This is a genomic window from Erwinia sp. S43, assembly GCF_016624745.1.
In the GTDB taxonomy this organism is placed as follows: domain Bacteria; phylum Pseudomonadota; class Gammaproteobacteria; order Enterobacterales; family Enterobacteriaceae; genus Erwinia; species Erwinia coffeiphila.
Genome location: NZ_JACVTX010000016.1, coordinates 102410 through 119439, shown reverse-complemented (window position 1 = coordinate 119439; position 17030 = coordinate 102410). Strand labels below are relative to the sequence as shown.

The window sequence follows — 17030 nt, the reverse complement described above, 5'->3', positions numbered from 1 at the left end:
AACCAGCTAACCAGCTAACCAGCTAACCAGCTAACCAGCTAACCAGCTAACAGGCAGTACCAGAACCGCTCCCCGACATGCCATCAAAAATCCGGCATCCCGCTATGGAAACGCAGTTCGCTATCCGGCTCGCTGATTAAGCGGGCCTCGGTTTCACCAAACTTCCGTACTCGTGCGCTGATATCCTGCCCGGAAATCAGCGTCGCCAGCGCCAGATAATCCTGATAGTGGCGCGCTTCAGAACGCAGCAGCGAGACGTAGAAGGCCGACAGCTCGTCATCCAGATACGGCGCCAGGCTGGCAAAGCGCTCGCAGGAACGCGCTTCGATATAGGCGCTGCAAATCAGCTTATCCACCAGCGTCTGCGGCTCATAGGTGGCAACTTCTCGCAGCAGCCCTTTGGCATAGCGGCTGGCGGTAATTTTCGCATAGGGAATATTCCGCGCCTGCATAATCTCCAACACCTGATAAAAATGATGCAGCTCTTCTTTGATCAGCAGCACCATCTTATCCACCAGCTCGTCACCGTAGGGCGCTTCTTCGCGGGTAATAATAGTTTTAGACAGCGCCCGGTGCTGTTCAAGAAACGTCAGGTCGCTGTGCGAATTGTGGACAAAGTTTTCCCACGGCTTCAGCCACGCCAGCAGCGCATCGCCGCTGGCTTTATCGGCCACGTACTTACGAATCAGCCACATGGCGGTTTGTGCCGCTTTTAGCTCACAGACCAGGTGATCGGTCAGCAGCAGGGCCAGATTTTGCGGTTTACGCGCTTCGTCGATCCACGCCTGCGGTGTGCGGCAAAGCAGGAAGCCGTGAATGGGAGCAAGGAGATGTTCGATATTCATCATTCGGACCAGAGAGGAAAGAATCAGCACGCCGCAGAGAGCCTGCGGCGTGCACTATGCGGGATTAGTGACGTACGCCGTTGTCTTCCTCGTCGTCTGCCTCATCTTCACCGTCTTCATCTTCGTCCTGAGCATCAGGATCTTCGAAGTAGGTGCCCCAGCCATCGTAATCAACGTTGAATTTCGCCACCAGATCCACCAGCTGTTCAACCTGCTTGTCGATCAGATCCGCGTTCAGCGCGCCTTCGCTCAGGATATCGCAGCACATTACGGTGGTGCCGTCTTCCAGTTCCAGCTCTTCCGGCTCGGTGACTTCATAACCCAGTTTGAACGCTTCTACCGCCGCCTTCTCCAGCGCGTCAAAGCTGTCGCAGGAAAAATGATGCTCAATCGTATACAGCGCATCAGGATCGCTACCGTCTTCCAGCAGCTCTTCGATAATTAACCGCGTCTCTTCACGCTGCTCAGCCAAAAATGCTTCATTAGCCATGATCCGTTCCTTAATTTATGGGTCTTGTTTGATTATTTTCCCACAGCGCCCTCTGCGCCACTACCTTTATACAAAAGTTTCTGCACGCCGGGGTTGAAAATGAATATTCATACGGTTAGATTGAATTTAAATTCATTAAAGATTACCTGGAGTGCTTTATGAGTCATCTGTACCAACGTCATTTCCTCAGGCTGCTGGATTTTACCCCTGCCGAAATCAACGGCTTACTCGCTCTGGCCTCAACGCTTAAGACCGATAAGAAAAACGGTGAAGAAATTCAGCATCTGAAAGGCAAGAATATTGCGCTCATCTTCGAAAAAGACTCGACCCGTACCCGATGCTCTTTCGAAGTTGCCGCTTACGACCAGGGCGCTAACGTCACCTATCTTGGCCCAAGCGGTAGCCAGATCGGCCACAAAGAGTCGATGAAGGACACAGCTCGCGTGCTGGGACGGATGTATGACGGTATTCAGTATCGCGGCCACGGCCAGGCGCTGGTGGAATCGCTGGCTGAACATGCCGGGGTGCCGGTATGGAACGGCCTGACCAATGAGTTCCACCCGACCCAGCTGCTGGCCGATCTGCTGACCATGCAGGAACATCTGCCGGAGAAAGCCTTCAGCCAGATGACCTTCGCCTACGTTGGTGACGCACGTAACAATATGGGTAACTCCATGCTGGAAGCGGCGGCGCTGGTAGGTCTGGATCTGCGCCTGGTCGCGCCGAAAGGCTGCTGGCCGGATGAAAAGCTGGTGCAAGAGTGTCGTACAGCGGCAGAGAAGACCGGTGGCAAAATTACCCTGACCGAAGACATTGCGGCCGGTGTAAAAGGCGCTGACTTTATCTATACCGACGTCTGGGTTTCCATGGGCGAGCCGAAAGAGGTCTGGGCCGAACGTATTGCGCTGCTGCGTAGCTATCAGGTCAATACGGCGATGCTGGAACTGACCGGTAATCCGCAGGTGAAGTTCCTGCACTGCCTGCCTGCTTTCCACGACGATCAAACCACGCTGGGCCAGCAGATGGCACAACAGTACGATCTGCACGGCGGTATGGAAGTCACCGATGAGGTGTTTGAATCTGCGCACAGCGTAGTGTTCGATCAGGCGGAAAACCGTCTGCATACCATCAAAGCGGTGATGGTAGCGACGCTGGCAAAACTGTAGTAATCCGGCGGGAGGCAAACGATTACCCGGCGCGCGATTTTCACTTGCCGTGCCGTTTCGAATGCGTATAATGCCCCCCGTTTGCCGGGAGGAACCATGCCACAGAACGCTATCAACATCACCGTTCACCCACGTCTGTACACAGGCGGGCAGTGCCGTTTTTCCTTCCGTTGCAAGACCGATCATCAGAAGAAAGCCCCTCATTGAGGGGCTTTTTTTTGTCCTTTTTTCAGTACCGGCACGCGTAGAGGAGAGTGAACATGGCGACTATTGCCAATCCGCTATATCACAAACATATTATTTCGATTAACGATCTCAACCGTGAAGAGCTGGAACTGGTGCTGTGCACCGCCGCCAGCCTGAAGGCGAATCCTCAGCCGGAACTGCTGAAACATAAAGTGATTGCCAGCTGCTTCTTCGAAGCATCGACCCGTACCCGCCTGTCGTTCGAAACGGCGATTCACCGCCTCGGTGCTTCCGTAGTGGGCTTTGCCGACGGCAGCAACACCTCGCTGGGTAAAAAGGGCGAAACGCTGGCGGATACCATTTCGGTGATTGGCACCTACGTCGATGCGATTGTGATGCGCCATCCGCAGGAAGGCGCTGCACGCCTGGCGACCGAGTTTTCCGGCGGCATCCCGATCCTGAACGCCGGTGACGGCGCGAACCAGCATCCGACGCAGACCCTGCTGGATCTGTTTACCCTGCAGGAAACGCAGGGCCGTCTGAACAACCTGCACGTGGCGATGGTCGGCGATCTGAAATATGGCCGCACCGTTCACTCGCTGACTCAGGCGCTGGCCAAGTTCGAAGGCAACCGCTTCTACTTTATCGCGCCGGATGCGCTGGCCATGCCGACCTACATTACCGATATGCTGGATGAAAAAGGCATTGTCTGGACCCGCCACGATAATATTGAAGAAGTGGTGCCACAGGTGGACATTCTGTATATGACCCGAGTGCAGAAAGAGCGCCTGGACCCGTCGGAATACGCGAACGTCAAGGCCCAGTTTATTCTGCGCGCCAGCGACCTGGCCCACGCCCGCGACAATATGAAAGTGCTGCATCCGCTGCCGCGCATCGATGAGATCGATACCGACGTCGACAGCACGCCTTATGCCTGGTACTTCCAGCAGGCAGGCAACGGTATCTACGCACGCCAGGCGCTGCTGGCGCTGGTACTCAACAGCGAACTGGCTAATCAGGAGAAGCATGATGACGCACGATAATAAATTACAGGTAGAAGCGATTAAATGCGGCACCGTGATTGACCATATCCCGGCGCAGGTGGGCTTTAAGCTGCTTTCCCTTTTCCGGCTGACCGAAACCGATCAGCGCATCACCATCGGCCTGAACCTGCCGTCCGGCGAGATGGGGCGCAAGGATATCATCAAGATCGAGAATACGTTCCTCACTGACGATCAAATCAACCAGTTGGCGCTCTACGCGCCGCACGCCACGGTTAACCGCATTGATGATTATGACGTGGTGGCGAAAAGCTCCCCGACGCTGCCGGAGCGCATTGAGCGCGTACTGACCTGCCCGAACAGCAACTGCATCAGCCGCAACGAGCCGGTGTATTCCAGCTTCGCGGTGAAAGCACGCAACGCCAGTCTCTACCTCAAGTGCAAATACTGTGAGAAAGAGTTTGCCCACCATGTAGTTATGGCGAACGACTGATTCCTGTTTGCAGGTTTGAGCCGATATGGTAAATATCGCTGGGGCGCGCTAAGTCGCCCCGCAAACCTCAGACACATTCAGGAGAAACTATGTCTCGCGAAATCAGTACTGAAAACGCCCCGGCAGCGATTGGTCCCTATGTTCAGGGCGTCGATCTCGGCAGCATGATTATCACTTCTGGCCAGATCCCGGTAGATCCAAAAACCGGCAGCGTGCCCGATGATATTACCGCGCAGGCGCGTCAGTCGCTGGAAAACGTACGGGCCATCGTGGAAGCGGCCGGTCTGAAAGTCGGTGATATTGTGAAAACCACCGTATTTGTGAAAGATCTGAACGACTTCACCACGGTGAATGCCGCATACGAAGCCTTCTTTACCGAGCATCAGGCCAGCTTCCCGGCGCGTTCCTGCGTGGAAGTGGCTCGTCTGCCGAAAGATGTGAAGATTGAGATCGAAGCGATCGCCGTTCGTCGCTAAAGGTGCGGGCGGAGGCTTCCGCCCCGCATTGACCGACCGGGGGAATCAGGTCAGCAGCAGGGTCAGGTCGTCCTGACTGAAGCTGGCCGGTTCGCTCAGTTCATCCGCCAGGATCTCCCCCGCCAGTTCTGCTTTATGCTGCTGTAACGCCACCACTTTCTCTTCAATGGTATCCGCCGCAATCAGCTTGTAAACAAAGACCGGCTTATCCTGACCGAGGCGATAGGCACGATCGGTCGCCTGATTTTCCGCCGCCGGGTTCCACCAGGGATCGTAGTGGATCACGGTGTCCGCCGCCGTCAGATTCAGGCCGACGCCGCCTGCTTTCAGGCTGATCAGAAATACCGGGACTTCGCCCTGCTGGAAGCGCCGCACCGGCTCATTGCGTTCGCGGGTGCTGCCGGTCAGGGTGACAAAATCAATCCGCGCGCGCTGTAGCTCTTCCGCAATAAGGGTCAGCATCGAGGTGAACTGCGAGAAGATCAGAATACGGCGATCTTCAGCCAGCAGATCGTTGAGCATTTCGCGCAGCAACTTAAGCTTGGCGGAGTGCTTCACTTTTTCCGCCCGCACATCCTCCACCAGCCGCGGATCGCAGCAAATTTGCCGCAGTTTCAGCAGTGCATCCAGCACCAGCAGATGGCTCCGCCCTGCCCCCTGCTGTTGCACCGCCAGCTGCACCCGATCCTGCATCGCCGCGCGGACCTGGTCATACAGTTCACGCTGCGCACCTTCCAGCGGCACGCTACGCACGATGGTGTTTTTTGGCGGCAGTTCTTTCGCCACTTCCTGCTTGCGGCGGCGCAGCATAAACGGCCGCACACGCTTCGCCAACAGGTCACGACGAGCTTTATCACCGTTACGCTCAACCGGGACCCGCCACTCCTGCATAAAGTCGCGTTCGCTGCCCAGGAACCCCGGCAGCAGGAAGTCAAACTGCGACCACAGCTCGCCGAGGTGGTTTTCCAGCGGTGTACCGGTCAGGCACAGACGATGACGGGTCTTCAGCCCGCGGATCACCGAGGCCGCACGTGAAGCGCTGTTTTTCACGTACTGCGCCTCGTCGAGGATCAGCATGTGGTAGGCGTGTGCGACCAGCTGCGGCTGATCGCGCCACAGCAGGGAGTAGGTGGTAATCACCACATCGTACTGCTCCACCTGCTCGAAGAAGTCTTTACGCTGCGGACCGGTCAGTGCCAGCACGCGCAGGTCGGGCGCAAAGCGCGTCGCCTCGCAGCACCAGTTATGCACCAGCGTGGTCGGGACGACGATCAGCGCCGGTCGGTCAAGTCGGCCAGCTTCTTTCTCCAGCAGCAGATGCGCCAGAGTCTGAATGGTTTTACCCAGTCCCATATCATCCGCCAGCACGCCCGCCAGCTGGTGCTGACGCAGGAACTGCATCCAGCTGACGCCCTGCAGCTGGTAGTCTCGCAGCGTGGCTTTCAGCCCCGCTGGCGGAGCGACCGGCTGCACGCCGTCATTGCCGCTGAGCTTCTGTGACAGCTGGTGCACCGCGCTGTCGCTGTCAAAGGTCCAGCGGCTATAGGGATCGCTCTGGCCAAGTCGACCGACGTCCCATGCGGCCAGCCTGAGCGGCTGCGGGTCCTGCCTGTCGAACAGGTCAATCAGGTTACCCACCAGCGGCTTGAGCTGCGCGGCGCGGAACAGCAAACGCCGATCGCGTTCATCGCGCAGTTCAATTCGTTCATCATCAGGAATCAGGTTCAGGCTGCCGCCCATCCAGCGCCTGTCGCGGGCAAACAGCCCCGCCAGCAGCGGTTCCAGCCTCACGCGCTGGCGCCCCATTTTCAATGCCAGCTCCAGATCGAACCAGCCATCCTGTGCCTGCACCGCACGCCCTTCAATGGCGTCCACTTCGGTCACGTTCCAGGTAAAGTCGCTGTCCATGCGGATTTTCCAGCCGCGCCTGCGCAGGGCCGGCAGGCCGGTTTTAATAAAATCTCGCCATTCAGCGGGCGTTTCCGGGGCGAAGATCTCCGGTGGCAGCGGCGCAGGGGTATAGATATGGCCCGCCGGGATGGTTTGCAGCCCGGCATGCTGGATCTGCGCCAGCCAGTTCTGTTCTTCTTCTATATGGCGGGCAACGTGATAGTGCTGCCCTTTGCGGTCGCTGAAGCTTTGCGCACGACTTCCCGCATCGACCCGCACGCCGGCGTAGTCGAAGCTGACCGAGGCGAAGTCCAGGCGTTTCTGCCGGTGGCCGTAGTGGCCGTAACCGCTGATAAACTTGGCCCGGGATTCAAGTTGTAACGTGGGGATCGGCTCGGCGTGGATGGTGTTCAGTACGGCTTTTTCCACGGTCTGCCGCGGGCGCAGATTGGCGAGCATCACCGCGGCGACGTGGCGACAGTTATTTTTTACCGCGCAGCTGCATTCGCCGCTGGCCTGTAGCCTGCCCTGAGGACGGCTGAAATGCACCAGTACGCTGTAAGGCTCTGCCGCTCGCCCGGCAACTTCGCCGGTCAGCAGTCGGTTCTGCCACTGGATATTCTGCACGCTGGCGACCAGATCGCGCGCACGGGCAACGGTTCGTACCCCCAGCCAGCGGACGACCTGATTTTCGTTGTAGGTAACGGACGACATCGTGCAGTTATTCCTGGTTGAATCGGGCAAATACACTTTTGCCCCACGGCAACCGGCAATAATATTAATTCCGGGGGTAGGAATGCAACTGCGACAGCACACTAGCGGGCTAAAAGCAGACTGATGCGGCTTGCCTGCTCAGGTATTCATCCACTGCGGGTCATTTTTACCTCTTCACCGCGTCCTGATTTCCTGCCCCCCTGGAAATATCTGTAGCAATCCATCCAGACGGCTGGCTTGTCTCCCACACGTCGTAATCTTTGTTTCAGGTCAACAAAATCTCGTTTAAATACGATCAAAGCACTACATATAGCGCTTAATATACTTATCGCAACCTATATATAGATTTCACAGGAGAGTGGCGGTGGTAACTGAGGTCATCAAACGGGACGGCTGCATTGTGGCTTTTGATCCCGCACGTATTGAGGCGGCGATTCGTGCTGCCGCTCAGGCGGCACGGGTTGAGGATAAGGATTACTGTGCCACCGTCGCCGGTCTGGTCAGTGCTGCACTGGCCGGGCATCAGCGGGTTGATATTGCCGACGTGCAGAAGGCGGTGGAGGATCGGCTGATGGCCGGTGCCTATCCGCAGCTGGCACGCTGCTATATTGAGTATCGTCACGATCGCGATGTCGCCCGCGAGCTACGCGGGCGGCTGAATCATGAGATCCGCGGGCTGGTTGAACAAAGCAACACCGCGCTGCTGAATGAAAACGCCAACAAAGACAGCAAGGTGATCCCAACCCAGCGCGATCTGCTGGCAGGGATCGTGGCAAAACACTATGCTCGCCAACACCTGCTGCCACGCGATGTGGTCAGCGCCCACGAGCGCGGCGAGATCCACTATCACGATCTCGACTACTCGCCGTTTTTCCCGATGTTTAACTGTATGCTGATCGATCTGCGCGGCATGCTGACCCACGGCTTCAAAATGGGTAATGCCGAGATTGAGCCGCCAAAATCAATCTCCACCGCCACCGCCGTGACCGCACAGATTATTGCTCAGGTCGCCAGCCACATTTACGGCGGCACTACCATCAACCGTATTGATGAGGTGCTGGCTCCCTACGTTGAGGCCAGCCTGGAAAAACATCGCCAGGTGGCGCTCAGCTGGCAGATTGCGGACGCCGAAGCCTATGCCCGCAGTCGTACGGAAAAAGAGTGCTACGACGCCTTCCAGTCGCTGGAATATGAGGTCAACACGCTGCATACCGCCAACGGTCAGACGCCGTTTGTCACCTTCGGCTTTGGCCTGGGGGAGAGCTGGGCCGCCCGGCTGATCCAGCAGTCGATTCTGCGCAACCGCATTGCCGGGCTCGGGAAAAATCACAAAACCGCCGTGTTTCCGAAGCTGGTGTTCGCCATCAGGGCCGGGCTTAACCGCCTGCCCGGCGAAGCTAATTATGATATCAAGCAGCTGGCGCTGGAGTGTGCCAGCAAGCGTATGTACCCCGATATTCTTAATTACGACCGGGTTGTTGAGGTGACCGGCTCCTTTAAAACGCCAATGGGCTGCCGCAGCTTCCTCGGCGTTTATGAAGAAAACGGGGAGCAGATCCACGATGGCCGCAACAATATCGGCGTGATCAGCCTGAACCTGCCGCGCATCGCGCTGGAAGCGAACGGTGACGAAAAGCGCTTTTGGGCGCTGCTGGATAGTCGGCTGCTGCTGGCTAAAAAGGCGTTGATGACCCGCATTGCCCGGCTGGAAAACGTCAAGGCCCGGGTCGCTCCCATCCTGTATATGGAGGGTGCCTGCGGCGTGAGGTTGCAGGCGGATGAACCGGTTGCCGGTATTTTTAAAAACGGCCGCGCGTCGATTTCCCTTGGCTATATCGGGATTCATGAAACGCTGAATGCCCTGAGCGGCGGCGCGGTTCACCCGTACGATGACATCCGTCTGAGGGAGACCGGGCTGGCAATTGTCAGTCACCTGCGCCAGGCGGTGGATTGCTGGAAGGCCGAAACCGGCTACGGCTTCAGCCTGTACAGTACGCCAAGTGAAAACCTCTGCGATCGCTTCTGCCGTCTTGATGCCGCCGAGTTTGGCGTGGTCGCCGGTGTGACCGATAAAGGCTATTACACCAACAGTTTCCATCTGGACGTTGAGAAGAAGGTGAACCCTTACGACAAAATCGACTTCGAAGACGCCTATCCGCCTTTAGCCAACGGCGGGTTTATCTGCTACGGCGAGTATCCGAATATTCAGCACAACCTGAAAGCACTGGAGGACGTCTGGGACTACAGCTACCAACACGTGCCCTACTACGGCACCAATACGCCGATTGATGAGTGCTACGAGTGCGGATTTACCGGGGAGTTCGACTGTACCAGCAAAGGCTTTACCTGCCCGAAATGCGGTAACCATGACAGCAGCCGGGTATCGGTTACTCGTCGGGTGTGCGGCTATCTCGGCAGTCCGGATGCTCGCCCGTTTAATTCCGGCAAGCAGGAAGAGGTTAAGCGGCGGGTTAAACACCTTGCATCAGGTCAGCTGGGGTGAATATCCATCAGTATTACCCGGTTGATATCGTTAACGGGCCGGGTACACGCTGCACGCTGTTTGTCTCCGGCTGCGAGCATCAGTGCCCCGGCTGCTATAACCAGAGTACCTGGCGGGTAAACTCCGGGGTGCCTTTTTCCATTGAGATGGAAGAGCGACTGATCGCCGACCTCAACGACAGCCGCATCCCACGCCAGGGGCTGTCGCTGTCCGGCGGCGATCCGCTGCATCCGGCCAACCTGAGCGATGTTCGACGGCTGCTGAGCCGTGTGCGGCGCGACTGCCCGGGAAAAGATATCTGGATGTGGACCGGCTATCAGATGGCGGAACTGAGCGAACGGCAGCAGGAGGTGGTGGCCCAGGTCAATGTACTGATTGACGGGAAATACGTCCGGGAATTACGCGATCCGTCGCTGCTGTGGCGCGGCAGCAGCAATCAGGTGATCCACCGGCTGCGTTGAAGATCGGCGACGGCGGTGAGATGCGCCCCCCTGCTCACGCATTTTTACGCTAAAGTAGCGGTGACCGCCGTTTTCGAGAAGACTCATGAGCACAACTGCCGCCAGCTGGCGACTCTACATCCTGCGCACCGCGAAAGGCATGCTGTATACCGGCATCACCAACGATATAGACCGGCGTTTTAACCAGCATCAGAGCGGTAAAGGCGCGAAAGCGCTGCGTGGAAAAGGGCCACTGGAGCTGCTGTTTCACTGTGAAGCCGGCGATCGCTCGCAGGCATCAAAGCTGGAATATCAGGTGAAACAGCTGAAAAAAAATGAAAAAATCAGGCTGATTACCCACCAGCCTGAATCTTTATCTGCCTGGCTTGAAGGACTCAGAAACGGTTAAACGGCTCGGAATAGCCAATTTCACCCGTTACGCTTTCAAAAGCATCGTCCGCCAGTTTATACACCTGCAACGCCGTTTCCGTATCTGGCCAGCGGCAATGTAGCTGGTGCTGCGCGGCGCTTTCAAAGCCGAACCGAGTGTAGAAGTTCGCATCGCCTAAAACCACAACGGCGGCATAGCCGAACTCATTTAACGTATCCAGCCCTTCATAAACCAGCTGCTTGCCCAGCCCCTGGCCACGGACGCTTTCGTCAACAGCCAGCGGGGAAAGGCCAACCCACTGCCGATCTTCTTCATTCAGCGTGACCGGGCTGAAGGCCGCGTAGCCCAGTACCTGGCCTTCGTCATCAGTGGCAACGACGCCCAGCGTCAGCAGCCCGTCTTCACGCAGCTGCTGCACCAGTTCCGCTTCAGCAGATGTCGGGAAACTACGGCGCAGCAGACCATCGATGCTGGCGGCATCAACACCAATTTCGGTACGAATTAACATGACACACCTGCGCGATCCGGCGAGGAAGTCGCGTCCTCTTTTAGTCCGGCCTCAACAAAGTCGGCCAGTTGCATAAGCCCGAGGCGCATTGGCTTCGGCATGGATTCAATATCGATTGCGTCCATCAAATTCTTCACTTCCAGACCCAGTTCGGTATCGCCTTCAATATGCAGTCGGCGCTGGAAGAACAGCGTGTCGGGGTCCTGCCTGCGTGCCGCAATCAATAACAGGTCGTTAGCATTGCCGCGAAACCAGACGTCGCAGTCGCTGCGCTCGGCAACCAAAAGCTGCCCATTTTCAACCGTAACTGACCAGCGTAGCTCAAGATCGCTAACTTCTATACCCAGCCAGCGATTTTCAAGAAAATCCAGCTCGCCTTCTGCCAGCGCCTGCTGAAACTGCCAGCGTAACAATCCCTGTAATAGCGGCTTTTTTAGCGCAAACGGGGTGAATCGCAGTGGGAAGCGCAGCAGCTGCGGCCCTTTACGAATGCAGTGGGTACGTAGCGGGTTCAACACCATTATTACTCCTTACGAAAAATTTCGCCTATTTTGCCACAATGGCAGAGCGCGTCAGGCGGCTGGATCAATAAAATGGGCGAACTATACGGTTTTTAGCAGGGAATCCGTCCCTCATCAATACGCCATTCGATGCCTTAAATCAAAATTTGTCGCCGCTTTCCTCTCTAGAATCATCGATTCTTCTGTCTAATGGGATTGATCCTTATGGAACTGCTGTGCCCGGCCGGGAATCTTCCGGCACTGAAAGCCGCCATTGAAAACGGCGCTGACGCGGTCTACATCGGTCTGAAAGATGAAACCAACGCCCGTCATTTTGCCGGTCTTAACTTCACGGATAAGCGCCTGCAGGAAGCATCTCGCTTCGTTCATCAGCATAAACGCAAGCTGCACGTGGCAATTAACACCTTTGCTCATCCGGATGGCTACAGCCGCTGGCAGCGAGCGGTGGATATGGCCGCCGATGCCGGTGCCGACGCGCTGATCCTCGCCGATATCGCCATGCTGGCCTACGCCGCTGAGCGTTATCCGCAGATTGAACGCCATCTCTCCGTACAGGCCTCCGCGACCAATGCCGCAGCCGTACGTTTCTATCAGCGTAACTTTGATGTGGCTCGGGTGGTACTGCCGCGCGTGCTATCTATCCATCAGGTTCGCCAGCTCGCACGGGATACCAACGTGCCGCTGGAGGTGTTCGCTTTCGGCAGCCTGTGCATTATGGCCGAGGGCCGTTGCTACCTCTCTTCTTACCTGACCGGCGAGTCGCCCAATACTGTCGGAGCCTGTTCTCCTGCCCGCTTTGTTCGCTGGCAGCAGACCGCTGACGGGCTGGAATCGCGGCTGAATGAGGTGCTGATCGATCGCTACGAGAACGGCGAAAATGCCGGCTACCCCACCCTGTGCAAAGGCCGCTACAGGCTGGACGGTCAGCGCTACCACGCGCTGGAGGAACCCACCAGCCTGAATACGCTGGAGCTGCTGCCGGAGCTGATGGCAACCCATATCGCCTCGGTCAAAATCGAAGGCCGCCAGCGCAGCCCCGCCTATGTGGCTCAGGTGACGCGTATCTGGCGACAGGCTATCGATCGCTGCAAAACGTCCCCGGAAAACTTTGTCGCTCAGCCCCAGTGGATGGCGGCATTGTCCGAGCTGAGTGAAGGTACACAGACCACGCTGGGTGCCTGGCACCGGCAGTGGCAATAGGAGAATTGAAAATGAATTATTCCCTGGGGCCGGTGCTGTGGTACTGGCCGCATGAGGCGCTGCAGGATTTCTATCGCGCGGCTGCGGGCAGCGAAGCGCAGATTATCTACCTTGGTGAATCGGTATGCAGCAAGCGGCGGGCGACCAAATTCAACGACTGGCTGGCAATGGCGCGGGAGCTGGCAGCAGCAGGAAAGCAGGTGGTGCTGAGCACGCTGGCGCTGTTGCAGTCGCCCTCCGAGCTGACCGAGCTGAAGCGCTATGTGGATAACGGCGAGTTTATGATTGAGGCCAGTGACTTTGGTGCGGTCACGCTGGCCAGTGAGGCCGGGCTGCCCTTCGTGGCCGGGCCTGCGCTGAATGTCTATAACGCCGTCACGCTGGAACTGCTGCTCAAGATGGGGATGACTCGCTGGTGTATGCCGGTTGAGCTTTCAAGGGACTGGCTGGCCAATCTGCTGACGCAGTGTGAAGAGCTGGGTATTCGCGATAAGTTCGAGGTTGAGGTGATGAGCTACGGTTATCTGCCGCTCGCTTATTCTGCCCGCTGCTTTACCGCACGTTCGGAAAACCGCAGCAAGGATGACTGCCAGACCTGCTGCATTAACTATCCCCAGGGCCGCAGCCTGCACACCCAGGAAGATCAGCAGGTGTTCGTGCTCAACGGAATTCAGACCATGAGTGGGTACTGCTACAACCTCGGTAATGAGCTGGCCTCAATGCAAGGGCTGGTCGACGTGGTGCGCCTCTCTCCATCGGGCATCGATACGCTGGAGGTTGTCAGCCAGTTTCGGGCCAATGAAACCGGCCACAGCCCGATAGCGCTGGCGGCACGAGGTGATTGCAACGGTTACTGGCAGCGAGTGGCCGGGCTGGAGCTGATCGGATAAACGCAGCATTTAGCCCGGTGGGCGCAGCCGCCAGCCGTTTTCGCGCAGTTTTGCCACCAGTAATCCCGCAGTGGCATAAACTGCGCCCATCGCCAGCAGTACAATGACATACTCCCTGACTTCCACGACCGGCAGCCCCATCTGGTTGACTCCGGCAATCATTCTGGCCCCCCATGTGGAGGGAAGCATCATGGAAATAGTATGGACCCAGTCCGGCATCGATTGCACCGGCCAGAGAGTGCCCGAAAGGTAGTAGACCGGCGTGGTGATAAACGACAGCGACAGATAAATACGCTCTACCTCTCGAATGCATTCGGTCAACAGCTTTGCCAGCCCCAGCACCGCCAGTTGAAACGGTAGCGTCAGCAGCACTAACTCAGCCAACGGAGCCGTTTGGCGGTATCCCAGCACCCAGGGCCACAGCCCAAACAGCACTACCGATAAAAATAGCCAGACGGGGATTAGGGCTGACAGCGTTCCCAGCGTCACCGCCAGCGGCAGCTTCCCCTGGCTGCGCAGAGTGATATTGACCCGCACCCCGGCAATCAGTAACGAATGCTGTAGTAACATCACCAGCAGGCCGGGAAAAACGATAGCGGCAAAACTGATCCCAGGGTTAAACACCTCGACCGTTTGCCCGATGACGGGGTTAAGAATAACGTCTGCCTCACGGGTGCTGAAGCCCTGCTGCTGCATCAGTTGCAGGCTGTACTGGTCCAACACCTGCTGATAAGCGGCAATCACATCCAGCTCAATCTGACCGTTCGCCAGTCGGTTAGTCGCATCACCGTAAACAGGAATATTTACCTGTTTACCTGACAGCATTTTCTGCTCAAGGTCCTGCGGCATCAGGACCACCGCGAACAGTTTACGCAGTCCCAGATCGCGCAGAGCATCCGGGAGATTTTCATAGATCTGCGTGCTCACCTTTGGCGTCGCGTTCAGCTGCCGGGTAATCAGCCGGCTGGCCTTGCTGTGGTCCATATCAATCACCGCAACCGGCAGGTCCCATACGCTGCGGTTCATGTAAACGGTGCTCATCACACACAGCGAAAGCAGCAGCATCATCCACATCGGTTTTTGCAGCATGCGCATTAGCGTGGAGTAGAAGGTTTGCCACCACAGTTTCACTGTGCCGCCTCCGGTTTAAGCAGCCGCTGATAGAGGCGTTTGCGTACAAGCAGCGCTGAGAACAGTGGATAAACCATAAGCAGCGCGCAGACGCTGAGCACCGGTTTTCCGGGTACATCCCGCAGGAAAAGATCAAACATGGCATAAAGCGCATGGGTGAGTGGTTCGATATTGGATATCAGTTGAGCAGGCCACGGCATCGACAGCTCCGGCATTGCAATACCGGAAAACGTCAGTGCAAGACTGACGAAAATCCCCATCATGCTGTAGGCAGTAATCGCACTGCCGGTAAAGGTAAACAGCATCACTCCAAGGCTTTGCGCCGCCATGACGTAAAAAAACGCCACGGCCAACATATAAAACGGATTTCCCACCACCCTCGCACCAAAGATCCCCACCAGCAACGCGATCTCCGTCATCAGCAGCGCGGTATAGCACAAGGTGAACGGAAACAGTTTACCGAGCAGTGCCATGCCAAAATGGCTTTGATAAATTAACGGGCGCGCCCGTGCCAGCAGCCAGATAGTCAGAGTGACGGTGAATAGCTGAACCAGATGAATGCAGGCTGCGAATTGCTGATAGTAGATATAGCTGCCGCTGGCGTTGAACAGGCTGTCGTAGTCCAGCGTAACGTTCGGTAGCACCGGCATTGAACGCCCGCTAGCTGCCATCAGCCAGGGTTGGTACTGGCTGTTCAGCCCGGCTATCACGCCGCTAAAGTCCTGCGTGGAGTAAAACCCGGCGCCGTAAAACAGCGCGTTGTAGTAGAGGGTGACGCGCGGCTGCCGGCCAGCCAGCAGGTCGGCTTCGAAAAAGGGGGGGATCATTAGCACCGAATAGTCTTCGGCACGACGCAGCCGCTCCAGCGCAGCCGGTAAGCCACCGTCGGCAACGGTAACCTGCCCATGTGAACCTGCATTCAGATTGCGGATCAGCTGACGCGATGCTTCACTGTGATCGCGATCGACGGCGACGATCGGCAGATCGAGCAGCGTTCCGGCAGAGAAATCGCTGGCGATCAGCGCGAACAACAGCAGCGGGAAGCACCAGCCTAGCCAGTGAACGACCGGCTTACGCCAGGCAACCAGAATCTCATGACGAAAAGCGCGCAGGAAGGCCCAAAGCCTGCGATTTATTCCTGCCATTGCCATAGCGCACTCATTCCCTGACGTAAGTCTTTTACCGGTGCTAACGGATACAGGCGAACTTCAAACGTCTTCAGGTCGAAGTCACCGGTGGCACGGGTCGCGCGTTTTGTCGCGTAGTCACCCAACGGAGCGATGTAGCGAACTTCAGCCTCAATTTGCTGATTGTTCAGCGCAGGTACACGCAGCAAAACTTTATCGCCTTTGCGCACGTGCGCAAGAATGTCCTCGCGCAAATCAAACACAAACCACGCCGTGGGTAATTCAAGAAGCGTAATCAGCGGGCTACCGGAATTGAGTAACTCACCTCGTTCAGCAGGGATCGGGCCAACTTCGCCTGCAACCGGCGCTCTGACCAGCAGTTCATCGGTTTGCGCCTTGATCTCCAGCAGATCCTGTTCGGCCTGATGCAGCTGGGCGACATAGGCAGCACGCTGTTCAACACGATCGCCGTGCAAACCCTGATCGAGATTCGCCTGTGCAGCCAGCATCTGCTGCCGGGCGCTGTCGCGGCTTCTGCGGGCATTATCCAGGTCCTGGGCGGAAATATAGCCCTGCTTTGCTACAGAGAGGTCACGCTGCCAGGTTGCCTCGGCATTAAGATAGTCGGCACGGGACTGTTCGAACTGAGCACGTAAATTACGGATCGTCTCTTCGCGGGTGCCGTCAAGGGAAAGGTTGAGTATCTGCTGTGCCTGCTCGCGAGCCGCTTCAGCGGCTTTCAACTGGGCGATAAGTTCGGGAGCTTCAAGCCGGATAAGAGGTTGCCCGATAACCACATCATCACCACGACGAACCAGTTTTTCGACTACACGGCCGCGAGCTTTGGAAGAGACAATAACTTCCGTAGCGTCAACTTCGCCCTGTAACAGCAAATAATGATTGTGTGCACGAATCAAAATGGTCAAAGCAACTGCCAGAACGATCAGCAGAAGGGTAAAAAATGCCGTTTTCTTCATGAAATTTCCCCGTTTTTTATCAATAAATGGGGAAACGACCAGCCAGCCATTGTGCTTTCCTTTGCATAAAAATGGTCCATA

Annotated in this window: 17 protein-coding genes; 9 read left to right on the top strand and 8 right to left on the bottom strand. The window is 56.8% G+C overall.

What is annotated here, in order from left to right; translation table 11 throughout:
- Window positions 1–83: 83 nt before the first annotated feature.
- Window positions 84–845 carry a tRNA isopentenyl-2-thiomethyl-A-37 hydroxylase MiaE gene (miaE, locus tag IBT47_RS18100; protein WP_105593111.1) on the bottom strand — a complete coding sequence of 254 codons (762 nt, stop codon included), beginning with the start codon at window positions 843–845 and terminating at the stop codon, window positions 84–86.
- A gap of 64 nt (window positions 846–909) precedes the next feature.
- Window positions 910–1335: a ribonuclease E inhibitor RraB gene (rraB, locus tag IBT47_RS18095; protein WP_105592974.1), complete on the bottom strand. Its 426-nt coding sequence runs from the start codon at window positions 1333–1335 to the stop codon at window positions 910–912.
- 158 nt (window positions 1336–1493) lie between these two features.
- Between rraB and argF the strand changes: the two genes are divergently transcribed.
- The 4 genes from argF to ridA all read left to right on the top strand — a co-directional run bounded on the left by argF (window position 1494) and on the right by ridA (window position 4657).
- Complete coding sequence (argF, locus tag IBT47_RS18090) at window positions 1494–2501, top strand: ornithine carbamoyltransferase (protein WP_105592973.1); 1008 nt, start codon at window positions 1494–1496, stop codon at window positions 2499–2501.
- Window positions 2502–2770: 269 nt separating this feature from the next.
- Window positions 2771–3730, top strand: a complete 960-nt coding sequence (gene pyrB / locus IBT47_RS18085; RefSeq protein ID WP_200561965.1) for an aspartate carbamoyltransferase — start codon at window positions 2771–2773, stop codon at window positions 3728–3730.
- Entirely contained in the window at window positions 3717–4181 is a 465-nt protein-coding gene (pyrI, locus tag IBT47_RS18080) for an aspartate carbamoyltransferase regulatory subunit (RefSeq protein WP_105592972.1), read from the top strand. Before pyrB ends, pyrI begins: the two co-directional genes overlap by 14 nt.
- Before the next feature lie 89 nt (window positions 4182–4270).
- On the top strand, window positions 4271–4657 hold the full coding sequence (gene ridA / locus IBT47_RS18075) for a 2-iminobutanoate/2-iminopropanoate deaminase (protein ID WP_105592971.1): 387 nt from the start codon (window positions 4271–4273) through the stop codon (window positions 4655–4657).
- Window positions 4658–4702: 45 nt separating this feature from the next.
- Here ridA and IBT47_RS18070 read toward each other — a convergent pair whose 3' ends face one another.
- Window positions 4703–7261, bottom strand: coding sequence for a DEAD/DEAH box helicase (locus IBT47_RS18070; RefSeq protein ID WP_200561959.1), 2559 nt, complete (start codon window positions 7259–7261; stop codon window positions 4703–4705).
- Between the two features lie 364 nt (window positions 7262–7625).
- Between IBT47_RS18070 and nrdD the strand changes: the two genes are divergently transcribed.
- From nrdD to IBT47_RS18055, 3 genes are all read left to right on the top strand, one after another.
- Window positions 7626–9764 (top strand): anaerobic ribonucleoside-triphosphate reductase, encoded by a 2139-nt coding sequence (nrdD, locus tag IBT47_RS18065; protein ID WP_200561957.1) that lies wholly within the window; start codon window positions 7626–7628, stop codon window positions 9762–9764.
- Entirely contained in the window at window positions 9761–10225 is a 465-nt protein-coding gene (nrdG, locus tag IBT47_RS18060; RefSeq protein WP_200561955.1) for an anaerobic ribonucleoside-triphosphate reductase-activating protein, read from the top strand. The genes nrdD and nrdG overlap by 4 nt, the downstream gene beginning before the upstream one ends.
- Before the next feature lie 85 nt (window positions 10226–10310).
- Window positions 10311–10613 (top strand): GIY-YIG nuclease family protein, encoded by a 303-nt coding sequence (locus IBT47_RS18055; protein ID WP_200561953.1) that lies wholly within the window; start codon window positions 10311–10313, stop codon window positions 10611–10613.
- Here the strand turns inward: IBT47_RS18055 and IBT47_RS18050 are convergent.
- Together IBT47_RS18050 and IBT47_RS18045 are read right to left on the bottom strand one after the other, a co-directional pair.
- Window positions 10600–11103, bottom strand: coding sequence for a GNAT family N-acetyltransferase (locus IBT47_RS18050; protein ID WP_200561951.1), 504 nt, complete (start codon window positions 11101–11103; stop codon window positions 10600–10602). The two genes, IBT47_RS18055 and IBT47_RS18050, sit on opposite strands and share 14 nt — an antisense overlap.
- Entirely contained in the window at window positions 11097–11624 is a 528-nt protein-coding gene (locus IBT47_RS18045; RefSeq protein ID WP_200561949.1) for an SCP2 domain-containing protein, read from the bottom strand. The genes IBT47_RS18050 and IBT47_RS18045 overlap by 7 nt, the downstream gene beginning before the upstream one ends.
- Before the next feature lie 204 nt (window positions 11625–11828).
- Between IBT47_RS18045 and IBT47_RS18040 the strand changes: the two genes are divergently transcribed.
- Together IBT47_RS18040 and IBT47_RS18035 are read left to right on the top strand one after the other, a co-directional pair.
- Window positions 11829–12824 (top strand): peptidase U32 family protein, encoded by a 996-nt coding sequence (locus IBT47_RS18040; RefSeq protein WP_105592964.1) that lies wholly within the window; start codon window positions 11829–11831, stop codon window positions 12822–12824.
- A gap of 11 nt (window positions 12825–12835) precedes the next feature.
- Window positions 12836–13714, top strand: a complete 879-nt coding sequence (locus IBT47_RS18035) for a U32 family peptidase (protein WP_200561947.1) — start codon at window positions 12836–12838, stop codon at window positions 13712–13714.
- A gap of 9 nt (window positions 13715–13723) precedes the next feature.
- Here the strand turns inward: IBT47_RS18035 and IBT47_RS18030 are convergent, their stop codons facing one another.
- Genes IBT47_RS18030 through IBT47_RS18020 form a run of 3 tightly spaced genes read right to left on the bottom strand, consistent with a single transcriptional unit; the run spans window position 13724 to window position 16949 of the window.
- Window positions 13724–14845, bottom strand: coding sequence for an ABC transporter permease (locus IBT47_RS18030; protein WP_200561945.1), 1122 nt, complete (start codon window positions 14843–14845; stop codon window positions 13724–13726).
- Window positions 14842–15996: an ABC transporter permease gene (locus IBT47_RS18025; RefSeq protein WP_200561943.1), complete on the bottom strand. Its 1155-nt coding sequence runs from the start codon at window positions 15994–15996 to the stop codon at window positions 14842–14844. Before IBT47_RS18025 ends, IBT47_RS18030 begins: the two co-directional genes overlap by 4 nt.
- Complete coding sequence (locus tag IBT47_RS18020) at window positions 15978–16949, bottom strand: HlyD family secretion protein (RefSeq protein WP_200561941.1); 972 nt, start codon at window positions 16947–16949, stop codon at window positions 15978–15980. Before IBT47_RS18020 ends, IBT47_RS18025 begins: the two co-directional genes overlap by 19 nt.
- Window positions 16950–17030 lie beyond the last annotated feature (81 nt).

Coding starts and splice junctions, on each gene's coding strand:
- miaE (WP_105593111.1), bottom strand. CDS start 845: ATGAATATCGAACATCTCCTTGCTCCCATTCACGGCTTCCTGCTTTGC.
- rraB (WP_105592974.1), bottom strand. CDS start 1,335: ATGGCTAATGAAGCATTTTTGGCTGAGCAGCGTGAAGAGACGCGGTTA.
- argF (WP_105592973.1), top strand. CDS start 1,494: ATGAGTCATCTGTACCAACGTCATTTCCTCAGGCTGCTGGATTTTACC.
- pyrI (WP_105592972.1), top strand. CDS start 3,717: ATGACGCACGATAATAAATTACAGGTAGAAGCGATTAAATGCGGCACC.
- ridA (WP_105592971.1), top strand. CDS start 4,271: ATGTCTCGCGAAATCAGTACTGAAAACGCCCCGGCAGCGATTGGTCCC.
- IBT47_RS18070 (WP_200561959.1), bottom strand. CDS start 7,261: ATGTCGTCCGTTACCTACAACGAAAATCAGGTCGTCCGCTGGCTGGGG.
- IBT47_RS18055 (WP_200561953.1), top strand. CDS start 10,311: ATGAGCACAACTGCCGCCAGCTGGCGACTCTACATCCTGCGCACCGCG.
- IBT47_RS18050 (WP_200561951.1), bottom strand. CDS start 11,103: ATGTTAATTCGTACCGAAATTGGTGTTGATGCCGCCAGCATCGATGGT.
- IBT47_RS18045 (WP_200561949.1), bottom strand. CDS start 11,624: ATGGTGTTGAACCCGCTACGTACCCACTGCATTCGTAAAGGGCCGCAG.
- IBT47_RS18040 (WP_105592964.1), top strand. CDS start 11,829: ATGGAACTGCTGTGCCCGGCCGGGAATCTTCCGGCACTGAAAGCCGCC.
- IBT47_RS18035 (WP_200561947.1), top strand. CDS start 12,836: ATGAATTATTCCCTGGGGCCGGTGCTGTGGTACTGGCCGCATGAGGCG.
- IBT47_RS18025 (WP_200561943.1), bottom strand. CDS start 15,996: ATGGCAATGGCAGGAATAAATCGCAGGCTTTGGGCCTTCCTGCGCGCT.
- IBT47_RS18020 (WP_200561941.1), bottom strand. CDS start 16,949: ATGAAGAAAACGGCATTTTTTACCCTTCTGCTGATCGTTCTGGCAGTT.